Genomic DNA, 15222 nt, shown 5'->3' on the forward strand with positions numbered 1-15222 from the left:
TTAAAAACAATATAACAAACAGCAAAGGCGCTGTGATATGTATAATCTATGTACATATCGCAGTGTCTTTTCATTTTGCTGTTGCATGGAAGGAATGAAATCATATGAACATGGGACTTTTTGCCAAAATGAAAAAAAGTGCCTCCCTAGCAATGACCGCTCTTTTTATTTCATCAGTTTTTCTTAGTGGCTGCGGCAACTCGCAGACATCACAAAGCTCCGGCAGTTCTACTGATTCCAAAGGTACGATTAAAGTTGGTATCCTTCACTCTTTGAGTGGCACAATGGCAATCAGTGAAGTTTCTGTGAAAGATGCCGAAATGATGGCAATTGATGAAATCAATGCCAAAGGCGGCGTACTTGGTAAAAAACTTGAAGTGGTGACAGAAGATGGCGCATCAGATCCAGCTGTTTTCGCCGAAAAGGCGAAAAAACTTCTACAGCAGGATAAAGTGGCAACCGTTTTCGGCTGCTGGACATCAGCCAGCCGAAAAGCCGTATTACCCGTATTTGAAAGCAATAACGGTCTTTTATGGTATCCTGTCCAATATGAAGGGATGGAATCATCCCCCAATATTTTTTACACGGGTGCCGCTCCTAATCAGCAGATTGTTCCTGCCGTTGACTGGCTGCTAAAAAACAAAGGCAAAAAATTCTTCTTAATCGGTTCTGATTATGTATTTCCGCGTACTGCCAATAAAATAATCAAAGCTGAATTAAATGCTGAAGGCGGACAAGTCGTAGGAGAAGAATATACCCCAATGGGTCATACAGATTATAGTACAATAATCAACAAAATCAAAGAAGAAAAACCGGACGTAGTCTTTAATACACTCAATGGTGACAGCAACGTAGCTTTCTTTAAACAGCTTAAGGATGCCGGAATAACTTCAAAAGATCTCATTACTTGTTCCGTCAGCATTGCCGAAGAAGAAGTACGCGGCATAGGCGCAGAGAACATGACCGGACAACTTGTTTCCTGGAATTACTACCAGACAACAAATACTCCGGAAAATAAAACTTTCGTTGCCAACTATAAGGCTCGTTATGGACAAGATCGTGTAACGGATGATCCTATAGAAGCTGCCTATGATGCTGTGTACCTATGGGCCGCTGCCGTAGAAAAAGCTGGTTCGACCGATGTCGATAAAGTAAAAGAAGCAGCAAAAGGTCTGGAATTTAAAGCACCTGAAGGAACTGTAAAAATTGAAGGTGAAAATCAGCATCTCTGGAAAACAGTACGTATCGGCGAAGTTCAGGCAGATGGTTCAATCAAAGAAATCTGGAGTACACCAGATCCTGTTCGTCCTGATCCATATCTGAAAACATATGACTGGGCAAAAGGATTGTCCAATTAATTGAATAAAAAAATAAAGCGGTATGCCAAAAATATGCCGCTTTATTTTTATTAATAAACGGAGGCAGCAGTAAAAACAATGGATACTTATCTTCTTCAATTTTTTAACGGCATAAGCGTAAGTTCAATTTTCATGCTGGCCGCGCTGGGACTGGCAATCACCTTTGGTCTTATGAAAATAATAAATATGGCCCATGGTGAATTCATAATGATTGGGGCATATGCAGCCTACGTCATCCAAAATATATTCAGCCAATATCTGCCTGCTTCTATTTTCGATTTTTACTTTTTTGTTGCTATTCCTGCTTCTTTTTTGGCAGCTGGCATATTCGGCTGGGTATTGGAAAAGCTTGTCATTTGCCGCTTATATGGCCGAGCTCTTGATAGTATACTGGCCACTTGGGGTGTAAGTCTTATATTGCAGCAATTGGCCCGCAGCATATTTGGTGCCCCCAATGTTGATGTTAAAAGTCCCGACTGGTTAAACGGTGCCCTTTTAATTCATCCTGGCCTGCAGCTTCCTTATAAACGTCTTTTCATCATGCTTATGGTAATTATCTGCATGACAGCTATTTATTATCTGATGTATCGCAGCAATTATGGCCGAAAAATCCGAGCCGTCATGCAAAACCGGGCTATGGCAGCCAGCCTTGGTATAAACACCCGCAAAATAGATGCTTATACTTTTGCCCTTGGTTCCGGACTGGCCGGAATTGCCGGCTGTGCCTTGACCCTGCTAGGCTCTATAGGCCCAACACTAGGCACCAATTATATAGTCGATACCTTTATGGTTGTAGTCCTTGGTGGTGTAGGCAGCTTATGGGGAACTATTGCCGGCGGTTTCCTTATTGGCACCGGCAATACCACCCTGGAATTTTTGACAGACGCAACCTTGGGAAAAGTCCTGATATTTACTTTAGTTATCTTATTTTTGCAATGGCGACCTAAAGGACTGTTCACTATCAACAGCCGCTCATTAGACGAATAAGAAAGGCGGTACCTATGACTACAAAAACTTTTTTTAAAACAAATCAGATCTTTTTCATTATTATATTATTGCTTTTACTGGCACCATTATTTCTATCCGTATTTAGAATAAACCTGCTTGGTAAATTTATTGCATACGCAATTTTGGCACTCGGTATCGATCTTATCTGGGGATATACCGGTATTTTGAGCCTTGGACATGGTGTCTTTTTTGGATTAGGTGCTTATGCCATGGGAATGTACTTAAAAATGGAAGCCGCCCATGGCAAGCTGCCCGATTTTATGTCGTGGAGCGGTCTGGAAAAACTTCCGGCACTTTGGACGCCCTTCTCCAGCCCTCTGTCTCTTGCTCTAATCATTATCATACCAGCTATTTTGGCTGCCATTATCGGTTTTCTTACCTTTAAAAACCGTATTCGTGGTGTTTATTTTTCTATATTATCGCAAGCTTTGTCACTGATTTTCGTGATACTTTTTATTGGACAACAGGCCTATACAGGAGGAACCAACGGTCTTACCGGTTTCCGCACAATGTTTGGTTTGCCGCTGGCAGCAGACAATACTAAGTATTTATTATACTATGCTGCTATATTTTTCTTGGTTATAGTTTATCTATACTGTCGATTTCTTGTCAGCCATCGTCTTGGCAAAATCCTGATAGCAATTCGTGACGGCGAAAACAGAGTAAGGTTTTCTGGTTACAATCCTGCCGCATATAAGATTTTTGTATATATATCTTCTGCTGTCATCGCCGGAATCGCTGGAGCAATCTTTGTACCCCAGGTTGGTATTATATCACCGGCCGAAATGGGAATCGTCCCCTCAATAGAAATGGTAATATGGGTAGCTATCGGAGGCAGAGGTACATTAATCGGAGCCGTCATTGGAGCAATTCTCGTAAATGGCCTAAAAAGCGGCATCAGTGAATCATTCCCTGAAGTGTGGTCATATTTTTTAGGTCTGGCCTTTATCATAGTCGTCATTTTCATGCCGGAAGGGCTTATTGGTCTCGTTAAAAAATACTCAACCCGTGTAGTATGGCATGTCAAAAAGGAAAAAGCTGCAGAAAAATCTCCGTCGATAAGTCGATAAATTGAGGTGTGTTATGAAAACAATTCTCGAAATTAGGGATCTAACAGTATCATTTGATGGATTTCGCGCATTAAATGGTGTTACTACCAAAATAGAAAAAGGTGAAATCCGCTTTTTTATCGGACCTAATGGCGCCGGCAAAACGACCTTACTGGATGCTATATGTGGACGAATACATCCTCAGCAAGGAACCATAGTTTTTAACGGTGACAAAAACATCATGCGTTATCCTGAACATAAATTAGTCAATATAGGTATTGGCCGCAAATTTCAAGTACCTTCGGTTTTCACGAGCTTATCCGTCCATGAAAACATGGAAGTATCCGTGGTTAAGAAACGTGGTATTTGCTCCTCACTGCTACAGAAGCTAACAAGACAACAGGAACAAAAAATAGACGAAATACTGACCTTGGTAGATTTAAAAAACTATCGTGATAAAATGGCATCTGAACTTTCACATGGACAAAAGCAATGGCTGGAAATAGCTATGCTTTTGGTCCAAGATCTAAAGCTCATCATGCTTGACGAACCAGTTGCTGGAATGGGCCGCAAAGAAACCACCAAAACAGGTGAACTGTTAAAGAAAATAGCCCAGCACTGTACTGTTATCGTCGTTGAACATGATATGGAATTTGTCCGGGAATATGCCACTAAAGTGACAGTGATGCATGAAGGACGTATATTGGATGAAGGCAGTATAGACCAAATACAAAACAATCCCAAAGTAATTGATGTCTATCTGGGCAGAGGGGGTGAAAACTGTGCTTGAGGTAAAAAATTTACAGGCTTTTTATGGTGAAAGTATCATACTAAAAAATATCAACCTTGATGTACAAGAAGGACGCATAGTATGTTTACTGGGAAGGAACGGTGTCGGAAAGAGCACTTTTCTAAAAAGCATCATGGGACTGGTGAATACTCCCTGCGGCAGTATCCGTCTACAGGGCAGAGAAATTATCGATCAGCCGACTTACGCTCGTGCCCGTGCCGGTATCGGTTATGTGCCCCAGGGACGGGATATTTTTCCTCATATATCGGTAAAGGAAAATCTACAGCTTGGCCTGGAAGTAAATAACGGCAAAGGCAGTATTCCCACCGAAGTTTACGAATTATTTCCCATATTAAAAGAAATGCTCTCGCGCAAAGGGGGCAATTTAAGCGGTGGTCAGCAGCAACAGCTTGCCATTGCCAGAGCACTGACTGCCCGTCCCAAACTATTAATGTTTGACGAGCCGACTGAAGGAATACAGCCATCGATTATCAAAGATATCGGCAAAGTCATTCTCCATCTAAAAAAAGAAGGCTACACGATTTTAATCGTAGAACAATATTTGGAATTTATACTTGACATTGCTGACTATTACTATGTCATGGACAAAGGTACCATAGTTGCCCAAGGTTTCGTTTGTGACATGGATAAAGAGACAATTCAACATAAAATTTCCATTTAAACAAAGAGGTGAACATTATGCATTTAGTACCTAAAGATATGGAAAAATTATTGCTGCATTATGCCGGTACTGTAGCTAAAGAACGTAAAGAACGCGGCATTAAACTTAATTATGTGGAATCTATAGCTTATATCAGCAGGCAGCTGCTGGAATCAGCCCGGGAAGGCAGAACAGTGACACAGCTGATGCAGTCCGGGCGTAAAATACTGACTTCCAATGATGTCATGGAGGAAGTCCCTTCAATGATACATGAGGTCCAGATTGAAGCTACTTTCCCCGACGGGACAAAACTGGTAACTGTCCATAATCCCATTCAATAAAAAGAAGGTGTAAAGATGTTGATCCCTGGAGAAATCATAACTGCTGACCGTGATATAGAACTAAACAGCGGACGTCCCACTATGACAATACTCGTCGGTAACACCGGTGACAGGCCGGTGCAGGTAGGTTCGCATTTTCATTTTTTCGAAGTGAACCGCTGCTTATCTTTCGACAGAAATGCAGCCTTCGGTATGAGACTTGATATTCCTTCCGGTACATCAGTACGTTTTGAACCCGGTGAAAACAAGACCGTACATTTAACCGCTATTGGCGGTAATAAAAGGGTATTCGGTTTCAATGCCTTGACCTGCTCTCATATAAACGACGACACCCGGCGTCTGGTCTTGGAACGAGCAGAAAAAGCCGGTTTTATACAGAAAGGAGTAAATTATGAGCCGAAAAATGAAAGCCGCTGAATATGCAATGATGTTTGGTCCAACAACAGGTGATAAAGTCCGCCTAGCCGATACGGAACTTTTTCTTGAAGTCGAAAAAGATTATACCTACTACGGTGATGAAGTAAAATTTGGCGGCGGGAAAACACTGCGCGATGGTATGGGACAATCAGTAAACACCCTTAGCAATGACGGTGACCTCGACCTTGTCCTGACAAACGCCTTAATCATTGATGCATACAATATATGTAAAGCCGACATAGGTATTAAAAACGGTAAAATTGCCGGTATCGGCAAAGCCGGCAATCCTGACATAATGGACAATGTAACTCCCGGGATGACGATTGGCGCTTCAACTGAAGCTATTGCCGCCGAAGGTATGATTGTCACTGCCGGCGGCATTGATTCACATATCCATTTCATCAGTCCACAACAAATCGATACGGCACTTTATAGCGGCATAACCACAATGATCGGCGGCGGCACCGGACCCGCCGACGGAACAAATGCCACCACATGCACACCCGGGCCATGGAATCTGGCCCAGATGCTGCGGGCCGCTGATGAATATCCGATGAATCTGGGATTTTTGGCTAAAGGGAATTGTTCCAATATACAGCCTTTGGAAGAGCAAATATTAGCCGGCGCCGCGGGCTTAAAAATTCACGAAGACTGGGGAGCAACACCGGCCGTAATTGATGCCTGCCTGCAAGTCTCCGACAAATATGACGTTCAAACAGCCATCCATACCGACACCCTTAATGAAGCCGGTTGTGTAGAGGATACATTGAAGGCCATAGCCGGCAGAACTATCCATACTTATCATACAGAAGGAGCCGGCGGCGGACATGCTCCCGATATTATAAAGGCTGCCGGATTCCATAATATTCTGCCGTCTTCCACCAATCCGACAATGCCTTTTACTGTCAATACCATTGATGAACATCTTGACATGCTGATGGTGTGCCATCATCTCGACAGCCGCATACCCGAGGATGTCGCTTTTGCCGATTCACGGATACGTCCGGAAACAATTGCCGCAGAAGATGTCTTACATGACATGGGAGTTTTCAGCATGATGAGTTCCGACTCACAAGCCATGGGCCGTGTCGGTGAAGTAATCACCCGTACATGGCAGACAGCTGACAAGATGAAAAAAGAACGCGGTCGTTTACCGGAAGAAAAGGGAGAAAATGACAATTTTCGCATCCGTCGTTATATTGCAAAATACACAATCAATCCCGCCATAATGCAAGGAATTTCTGAATATGTCGGCTCTGTCACTAAAGGTAAATTTGCTGACCTTGTCATCTGGCACCCTGCTTTTTTTGGCGTGCGCCCTGAAATGATTATAAAAGGCGGTATGATTGCCGCAGCTAAGATGGGAGATCCCAATGCATCCATACCTACACCACAGCCGGTTTTTTATCGTCACATGTTTGGTGCAGATGGTAAAGCAAAATATCCCAGCTGCATAACCTTTGTATCCAAAGCAGCCTGGAAAAATGATATCCGGAAAAATTTAAAACTGGAAAAAACAGTGCTCCCGGTTCATGGCTGCCGCACAATCAGTAAAAAAGATATGGTGCTCAATGATGCCACACCGCATATTGATGTAGATCCTGAAACATATGCCGTACACGTTGATGGCATCCGCTTGATCAGCAAACCAGCCCCAAAGCTGCCATTAGCACAATTGTATAATCTATTTTAATAGGGAGGTACCATCATGCTGATTGACCATATACTCGGAAACATAAACGATGAAAAATTCAAAAATTATCCTATGGACATAGTAAATATCGAATGGTATGACAGCAAAAAGAAAATCCATCGTCTGACAAGCCATAAGGGACGTGATGTTGCTGTACGCTTATCAGACAAAGAACAGCAGCGTGGTTTATGGTATGGTGATGTGCTGGCAGTTGCCGATGACAGTGATGCTATTGTTGTTGAGATTATTCCCAGTAAATGCCTGACAGTACCATGCCACAGCAAACTGGAAATTATCACGTTATGCTATGAAACCGGCAATCGTCATGCACCTTTCTATTATCTGCCCGATAATGAAGAATTCATTATCCCTTACGATCACCCTTTTGAGGAATTGCTGAAAAAATTGCATATTTCTTTTGTTATAGAAAATCGACGCCTTGACAATCACTGGCGCATTGGCGGCTCAACCGTACACAATCACCACCACACAGCGGAGACTACAAATGAATAACATTGAGCAAAAATTTTTATTATTGCAGATAAATGATGCTCTTTTCCCAATAGGAACCTATATTCACTCTTACGGTCTGGAAACTTATATACAGCATGAATTGGTAACTGATGCTTCAAGTATGCAAGAATGGCTTACACAATATATGACATCAGCTTTTTTACACAGCGAATTATTGGCTGTCAAGCTTGCCTATGAACAAACTAATAACCACGATTTAGCTGCTATTGATTATCTGGAAAAAATTTTTTTAACCGCAAAAGCCCCTTTAGAGCTTCGTCAGGCCGCCATTAAATTAGGTTCGAGGTTTATAAAAACAGTCCAATCCCTGCCATTACCTTCAATTGATGATAATTTTTACCGATATATATCACAGTCCCGGCTTCACGCCCACCCGATAGCTTACGGTGTTTTCTGCTCGGCGGCAGACATTGCACTGCCGGATTCCTGCCTGCATTACATTTACGCACAGGCAGCCAGTCTCATAAACACATGTGTGAAAAGCATCCCATTAAGTCAAACTTCCGGCCAGCAAATATTGCGCAGCTGCAGTGTGCAATGGCCGCAACTGTTAGATAAGCTTCATTCTCTTTCAATAGACGATTTCTGTTTGTCAACACCGGGATTCGATATTCGGGCAATGCAGCACGAAACATTATACTCTCGCCTATATATGTCATAAAAAAGGAGATTATTCATGAGTTATATAAAAATCGGTGTAGCCGGTCCGGTCGGTTCCGGCAAAACCGCATTAATAGAAGCACTCACCCGTATATTATCAAATGATTACAGCATCTGCGTCATTACCAATGATATCTATACACAAGAAGATGCCGAATTCCTGATTAAAAATTCGGTAATGGAAAAAGAACGCGTAGTCGGCGTGGAAACCGGCGGATGTCCCCATACAGCCATCAGAGAAGACGCTTCAATGAATCTTGATGCTATTGAAGTAATGAGTGAAAAATTCCCCGATGTACAAATTTTTTTCATTGAAAGCGGCGGTGATAATTTATCTGCTACTTTCAGCCCTGAACTCGCCGACAAAACGATATTTGTCATTGATGTAGCTGAAGGTGATAAAATTCCCCGCAAGGGCGGTCCCGGCATAATGCGGTCAGATCTTTTGCTTATCAATAAAATTGACCTGGCACCATATGTCGGAGCTGATCTTTCCGTAATGGAACGCGACGCCCGAAAAATGCGCGGCAGCAAACCTTTTTTATTCACCAACATTCGGGAAAACAAGGGTATCGATAAAATCATAGCATGGATAAAGCATGAGGCTCTGCTTGAAGATGTCTAAGCAGAAAAATATCAATAGTGCCTATGGAAAACCTTCCTGTCTGTCTTTAAAATTTTGTTGCCGACTGGGAAAAACCCTTCTTAATGATGTCTACTTTACAGCCCCCTTCAAAGTAATGCAACCATTTTGCTCCGTCCCGATTACACGCTATATGATTTTAACTGCCTCTGCAGGCATCATGTCTGGTGATCAGCAAAAGATAACCATCTGTCTGCAAAAAGGAACCAGTGTAGAATTAACTTCACAATCATATGAAAAAATCCATAAAATGCCTGATGGAGAAGGCCGGCGCAGTACCAGGATCATCTTAGCGGAAAACACGTTACTTTTTTATATGCCGCAGCCCGTCATTCCCTTCGCCGAATCCGCTTTTGCCAGTGATACTGTCATTCATCTTACTGATAATACCGCAAAACTTTTTTACAGTGAAATATTGAGCAGCGGCCGGACTGAACACAAGGAACACTTTCTTTATAAAAAATACACTGCTTTACTAAAAGTCTACGAAGGTACACAACTTTGTTACTTTGAAAATACCCGTTATTTCCCTGATCAGCAAAAACTGGCATCATTTGGCTTTTATGAACGATATACCCACCTGGCAACAATTCTTTTATTCAACTTTGAAAATGTTGACAAACTGATCAAAAAAATCCGGGAATTTATCAATACACAGACAAACATTGACAGTGGTGTGAGTCTCCTCAGCACTAATCATTTATGTATAAAAGCATTTGCCTATTCCAGCGAAATCTTAGTAGACCTCATCGATTTGATAAAAAACATGTTAAAACCACAAAAAAACTATCACACATAAACATTCTCATTTATAAATATGCAATTTCATAGCTACCCTTCTAAGGGAAGTCATGGAATTGCATATTTGTGAGGTCAATGTCGTTCGTATGATAGTCTTTTATTTTACTTATTTATTTTTATTACACCTAAATTATCTTCTATTTTTATCTTTGTTCCATATTTTTCCGATAACGCAGCTATCTCATTCAATATGCGCTTACCATTTGCCGCATCGGCGAACTCCGGTTTGCCCCGTTGTGCCCGTCCATTTTTAAACCCTAATGTCAATGGTCTTATCTGTATGTCGGTGATATTTCCATCTTCAACAAAAAAGGCTGCTGCTGCCGATTCGAAAACACGTCTGTCAGCTGCCAGGCCGCGGGTATCATTAGCACTGCGGATATCCAGTCCATCAGCTACAGTATTCTCACTGTCCAGATTATAAAGATTATAAAACTCAGCAGGCTGCCGTTCAACTAAATCATTCTGGAAAATAAAATTTCCCAGACTATAAAAGATCGGTTTTTGTTTATATATCTCAATACCGCGCCAAATATGAGGTCCATGACCAATATAGGCCTGCGCACCATTGTCAATGCATAAATGGGCAAAATCCCTGGCGAAATCAGCCGGCAGCTGTTTATCAAGACCCTTTCTCTCATGAGTATGATGGCTTACAATGACAACATCAGCCTGGCGTTTTGCCTCTTGTATCGATCTTACAATTCGCTGCGCATCCTGCATATTCATTTTCGTTACTGTACCCGGTTCAGCACCGGCTTTAATGCAGATATTGTTTATAAAAAAGCCGTCTTTTAATGGTTTTGTGAAACCTTCCTTTTCATTCAGTAGACGGTTGGAATTTATTTCTGTCTGGTCAATTATTTCCCGTAACGTTTCCAGCTGCTCAGGCAAAACAATATGCTCTGCCTGATAACGAAGCACATTTGCCCCCGGCCTTCCCAAAACATCTGCTCTTGGATAACTGGCCATTCCCCACTCTGATATGGTCGAAGTAACACCTATCAGCGCCAATCGTCCATTAGATGTATCAATATATCGCGGCTGCGCCGCTTCCGCCAGGTTACGACCCACTCCGGCATTAACCAGGCCGCTTTCTTCCAAGTGCCGCAATGTAGTCAATATCCCTTCAATATTCCAGTCGATATTATGGTTATTTGCCCATGCTACAATATTAAAGCCAAGATCCCTTATATCTTCCGTCACGTACGGTCTTGCAGCCGCCCATGTGCCTCCGCTGACAGGTGCCGGATAAACTTCAAAATCATGTAACAATACCTCAAAGTTAGTAAATCTGACATCATACTGCAAAAAATAATCACGCAGATCCGCAAATTTTGCATCATGCGGCAAATGCTGTGTAATGAATGAATCCCCAACAGCAGCTATGCTTATTCGCGACAAAATCAACCCTTCTTTACTAAAAGATCTATACTTCTAACTTCCCAATAATCTCATTCAACCCATGTATATTATTTTTTCTCATATATCTTTCAATGCCATCGGTCACATCTTTTACTGCCCGCGGATTAGCAAAATTTCCCGCCCCGACTGCCACTGCACTGGCTCCTGCCAGTAAAAATTCTATGGCATCTTCACCGTCCGTTATTCCACCCATACCAATTATTGGTATTTTAACACTCTGGGCAGTCTGCCATACCAGGTGCAAGGCGACCGGCTTTACTGCCGGGCCGGACAATCCACCGGTTATATTTCCCAGCAAAGGTTTTCGTTTATTAATATCTATTACCATTCCGGTGATAGTATTTATCAATGACACCGCATCCGCGCCGGCAGCTTCTACGGCCCTGGCCATACAGCTTATATCAGTTACATTAGGTGACAGCTTAACTATTACGGTTTTTCCCGTATGTTTTTTTACCGAAGACGTAACCGCGGCAGCCGAACGAGGATCAGTTCCAAAAACAATGCCACCTTCTTTGACATTAGGACAGGAAATATTTACTTCCAGTGCATCTACACCGACAATATCCAATTTTTGTGCCATTTCACCATAATCTTCAACTGTTCCCGCCGATATATTGACAATAATCGGTACACGATATTTTTTTATTTTAGGCAGTATATCCCTGATAAATGCATCCACTCCGGGATTTTCCAAACCAATGGAATTGAGCATTCCCGCCGGTGTTTCAGCAATTCTCACACCTGGATTTCCCTCTCTTGGCAAAGGGGTAAGCCCTTTAGTAACTATTGCACCTATCTCATCAACGGCAAGGAAATCTTCATATTCCTGACCAAAGCCAAATGTTCCTGATGCCCCCATTACCGGTTTTTTTAAATGCAGTTTGCCTATATCCACCGTCAAAGATATTTCATTCATAATCAAATACCTCCTCAGCCGGGAATACCGGACCATCAACACAAACTTTACGCCGCTTACCGGTAATTTTGTCGGTAAAGGTACAGCCCAGGCATACTCCTATTCCGCAAGCCATTCTTTTTTCCATGGATACTTGACAGCTTTTCCCATATTTTTTAGCAATCCGGGCAACCGAATGCATCATAATGTCAGGCCCGCATGTATAAATATCGTCAACAGCGTTATCCTCTAAAATCTTTGGCAGCAGCTGTACTGTGAATCCCTTAAATCCCAATGAACCATCATCAGTGGTCACATAGATCTTATCAGCATACTTTTCCATATATTTAGGCCAAAATACTTCCTGTTTGGTTTTCCCCCCGACAAGGACCAAGGGTTTCTTTCCTTGTAATTGCTCTGCCAAGAAAACAAGCGGTGCCATACCCATTCCCCCGCCGACAACCAATGGCCGGCCTTCTTTAATCGTAAATCCGTTGCCGATCGGTCCGACTATACTCAACTGTTCACCTGTTGTCATAGCTGCATATTCCGCCGTTCCCCTGCCGATTATCCGGTAAATTAAACTTATTGTGCCCTTTTTCTTATCAACCTCTGCTATTCCTAATGGCCGCCGCAAAAAATTGATACTGTTGTTTTTCTTAACATGCACAAACTGTCCCGGTTTTGCACAATCAGCTATCTCTGGTGCTTCTAAAAGCATATAATAAACATCATCAAGGATTTTTTCATTAGCCAAAATTTGTCCTTCAATGAAAAATTTTTTCAAACACACTACCTCCCTTGTCTGACAATATAATCAAAAGTATTCACACAGTTACGCTTCAAGCCATTTTTGATTGAATACGATATTTTCTGTCACTGATACGGCAGACATGACTCCGTCAATGACCGGCAGTTTATATAAATCAAACAACGGTTTCATCGCAAAACTCATATTTATATCATCTATTATGACAGAATCCAATCGATTGGTATCTGTCATTTTTTCTATCGCCTGCCGCATATTTTCCAATACGGTTTCTTCATTATTACTGCCTATATCGATCGGCAAAAGTTTTACATCAGCAAGAATACTTTTTTTATAATCATCGATAAGTTTCTGCATTATAGCTGTTTGTTTTTTATCCACAAACATTCCTATTCTTTTCCCCAATGGAAAAGCAGTATAAACAGCAGAATAACTTATGCCAATGACGGTTTTTTTCAAGGCATCTTTTAGGAAATTGACTCCTGCATCGCTGCTGTGCGCTATTATGATTCCGTCATATGCATGCGCGATTGGCTGGAGTGCCTTCAAAATCAAATCCGGCAGATTTGCCAAACTGTCTGCTGTGTTGAGTTCTCCGGCGGCATCAGCGATGTTTATCACCGATATATTAGTATGATCCTCACTGTTTCTGGCCGTTATTTTAGCAGAATAAATTGCTCTGTCATAAATCTTATCATTAAGACCCTTATTACCTGTTGGATTTACAATTAATAAATTCATTTTACCGGCTTAAAGCCTTTCCTCCTTAAATCAATAATTGGCACGCAGGAACCTTCCTTCTGGTTTATTAAGTATTTCTCCATCACCTGCTATTAAAATACCCCGCAAATATGTTCTTTGCGGCCAGCCTGTGACTTCAAATCCGTCAAACGCCGTAAATGGTTCCTTACTATGCAAATTTTTATTCAGTATTTTTTGTTTTTTGTTCATATCCAAAATTACTAAATCAGCATCATTACCAACTTTAACAGCACCCTTTCGGTCATCGATCTTATACAGACCTGCTGCTTTTTCCGATAAGACTTGTACCAAAAAGGGTAATGTTATTTTCCCTTTGCTGACTTCATTGAGCATAAGAGGCAAAGTGGTTTCTACACCACACATCCCGGAAGGAATTTCAAATAAGTCACCCTTTTTTTCTCTTACTGCGTGCGGTGCATGGTCAGATGAAACATAATCCAATGTGCCATCTTTAAGTCCCTCCCATAATGCCAGCCTGTCGGATTCGCGTTTTATTGGTGGATACACTTTCATCCCTGATCCAATTTTACCATAATCTTTGTCCGATAAGAACAAATAATGCGTACAAGTCTCTGCCGTAACATTTATATTTTTAGCTTTGGCTTCACGGATCAGGTTCACTCCCATACTTGACGTTACATGCAATATATGAAGATGGGCTCCCGTCGCTTGGGAAAACGCAATTGCTGTTTGTATAGTAAGTACTTCAGCCAATGCAGGACGCGCTTTCAATAAAGCTTCATAATCATTTTCCCCATTTTCTCTGACTCGTTTTGTCAGCATGCTTATTAACTCATTATTTTCAGCATGTATCGCCAAAATATGTCCATTACTGGCTATTTGTTCAAAAATTTTATAAACTTCACCATCATCAAGCGGAGGTATAACACCGTTTTGTCCCGGCACATAATTATATATTAATGCATTTGTATCTTTATTAATAGCATATCCCCAAAAAAATTTTATTCCTACCCCGCCGGCTTGTTTTATTTCATCCAGTGTATTTAAATTTAAGTCTCCCAGAGATAACCCCCATAATCCGTAATCAACAAAAGCTTTATCAGCAAAATACTTTTTTTTATAAATAAAGCTTTTTTCGTCAAGAACTGCCGGATTGGTATTGGGCATATCAAAAACAGTTGTCATTCCCCCAACCGCTGCGGCAGCTGTACCATGGCTAAAATCTTCTTTATATGCAGCACCGGGATCACGAAAATGACAGTGTGGATCTATTCCTCCCGGTATAACAAAAGCATTATCTACGTCATCAATATGCTCTGCTTCCAAATTTTCATCAGAAATTTTTACAATTTTACCATCTTTAATATAAATATTAGCTTTTTTTATTTCATTACCCGAAACTATTTTTCCGTTTTTTATGGCTAAATCAAACATATTAATTACCTTCTTCTA

17 protein-coding genes are annotated in these 15222 nt (G+C 41.5%); 12 read left to right on the top strand and 5 right to left on the bottom strand.

The features are described 5' to 3' along the window. The first annotated feature begins 104 nt into the window (after positions 1–104). The 12 genes from urtA (at position 105) to F8M42_RS09070 (ending at position 9953) form a co-directional block, all read left to right on the top strand. Positions 105–1358: an urea ABC transporter substrate-binding protein gene (gene urtA / locus F8M42_RS09015; RefSeq protein ID WP_229711316.1), complete on the top strand. Its 1254-nt coding sequence runs from the start codon at positions 105–107 to the stop codon at positions 1356–1358. Positions 1359–1436: 78 nt separating this feature from the next. Further along, a complete protein-coding gene (gene urtB / locus F8M42_RS09020; protein WP_182186108.1) occupies positions 1437–2345 on the top strand; it encodes an urea ABC transporter permease subunit UrtB in 909 nt (302 codons plus the stop codon). A gap of 14 nt (positions 2346–2359) precedes the next feature. Beyond that, complete coding sequence (gene urtC, locus F8M42_RS09025; RefSeq protein WP_182186109.1) at positions 2360–3436, top strand: urea ABC transporter permease subunit UrtC; 1077 nt, start codon at positions 2360–2362, stop codon at positions 3434–3436. 13 nt (positions 3437–3449) lie between these two features. Continuing rightward, positions 3450–4205: an urea ABC transporter ATP-binding protein UrtD gene (gene urtD / locus F8M42_RS09030; protein ID WP_182186111.1), complete on the top strand. Its 756-nt coding sequence runs from the start codon at positions 3450–3452 to the stop codon at positions 4203–4205. Further along, the gene (gene urtE / locus F8M42_RS09035) at positions 4198–4887 is read left to right on the top strand and encodes an urea ABC transporter ATP-binding subunit UrtE (RefSeq protein ID WP_182186113.1); all 690 of its coding nucleotides are present in this window, start codon (positions 4198–4200) and stop codon (positions 4885–4887) included. Before urtD ends, urtE begins: the two co-directional genes overlap by 8 nt. A 17-nt stretch (positions 4888–4904) precedes the next feature. Then, on the top strand, positions 4905–5207 hold the full coding sequence (gene ureA / locus F8M42_RS09040; protein ID WP_182186114.1) for an urease subunit gamma: 303 nt from the start codon (positions 4905–4907) through the stop codon (positions 5205–5207). Between the two features lie 15 nt (positions 5208–5222). Next, a complete protein-coding gene (ureB, locus tag F8M42_RS09045) occupies positions 5223–5624 on the top strand; it encodes an urease subunit beta (protein ID WP_196596303.1) in 402 nt (133 codons plus the stop codon). After that, on the top strand, positions 5599–7317 hold the full coding sequence (gene ureB, locus F8M42_RS09050) for an urease subunit beta (RefSeq protein ID WP_182186115.1): 1719 nt from the start codon (positions 5599–5601) through the stop codon (positions 7315–7317). The genes ureB (F8M42_RS09045) and ureB (F8M42_RS09050) overlap by 26 nt, the downstream gene beginning before the upstream one ends. A gap of 15 nt (positions 7318–7332) precedes the next feature. Next, positions 7333–7830 (top strand): urease accessory protein UreE, encoded by a 498-nt coding sequence (locus tag F8M42_RS09055; RefSeq protein ID WP_182186117.1) that lies wholly within the window; start codon positions 7333–7335, stop codon positions 7828–7830. Next, a complete protein-coding gene (locus tag F8M42_RS09060) occupies positions 7823–8512 on the top strand; it encodes an urease accessory protein UreF (protein ID WP_182186118.1) in 690 nt (229 codons plus the stop codon). Before F8M42_RS09055 ends, F8M42_RS09060 begins: the two co-directional genes overlap by 8 nt. Positions 8513–8527: 15 nt before the next feature. Then, positions 8528–9136 carry an urease accessory protein UreG gene (ureG, locus tag F8M42_RS09065; protein ID WP_182186120.1) on the top strand — a complete coding sequence of 203 codons (609 nt, stop codon included), beginning with the start codon at positions 8528–8530 and terminating at the stop codon, positions 9134–9136. Then, positions 9129–9953: an urease accessory protein UreD gene (locus F8M42_RS09070; RefSeq protein ID WP_182186122.1), complete on the top strand. Its 825-nt coding sequence runs from the start codon at positions 9129–9131 to the stop codon at positions 9951–9953. The genes ureG and F8M42_RS09070 overlap by 8 nt, the downstream gene beginning before the upstream one ends. 104 nt (positions 9954–10057) lie before the next feature. Here F8M42_RS09070 and F8M42_RS09075 read toward each other — a convergent pair whose 3' ends face one another. From F8M42_RS09075 to F8M42_RS09095, 5 genes are read right to left on the bottom strand one after another with little or no spacing between them, the layout of a single operon-like run. Continuing rightward, the gene (locus tag F8M42_RS09075) at positions 10058–11359 is read right to left on the bottom strand and encodes a CapA family protein (RefSeq protein WP_182186124.1); all 1302 of its coding nucleotides are present in this window, start codon (positions 11357–11359) and stop codon (positions 10058–10060) included. Positions 11360–11384: 25 nt separating this feature from the next. Further along, positions 11385–12299 carry a dihydroorotate dehydrogenase gene (locus F8M42_RS09080; protein WP_182186126.1) on the bottom strand — a complete coding sequence of 305 codons (915 nt, stop codon included), beginning with the start codon at positions 12297–12299 and terminating at the stop codon, positions 11385–11387. Continuing rightward, positions 12292–13065, bottom strand: coding sequence for a dihydroorotate dehydrogenase electron transfer subunit (locus F8M42_RS09085; RefSeq protein ID WP_182186128.1), 774 nt, complete (start codon positions 13063–13065; stop codon positions 12292–12294). Before F8M42_RS09085 ends, F8M42_RS09080 begins: the two co-directional genes overlap by 8 nt. Positions 13066–13113: 48 nt before the next feature. Further along, positions 13114–13788, bottom strand: coding sequence for an aspartate/glutamate racemase family protein (locus F8M42_RS09090; RefSeq protein ID WP_182186130.1), 675 nt, complete (start codon positions 13786–13788; stop codon positions 13114–13116). A gap of 30 nt (positions 13789–13818) precedes the next feature. Beyond that, positions 13819–15204 (bottom strand): dihydroorotase, encoded by a 1386-nt coding sequence (locus F8M42_RS09095; protein WP_182186132.1) that lies wholly within the window; start codon positions 15202–15204, stop codon positions 13819–13821. Positions 15205–15222: the final 18 nt, after the last annotated feature.

The sequence above is a fragment of the Pectinatus frisingensis genome (assembly GCF_014076555.1).
Classification (GTDB): Bacteria; Bacillota; Negativicutes; order Selenomonadales; family Selenomonadaceae; genus Pectinatus; species Pectinatus frisingensis.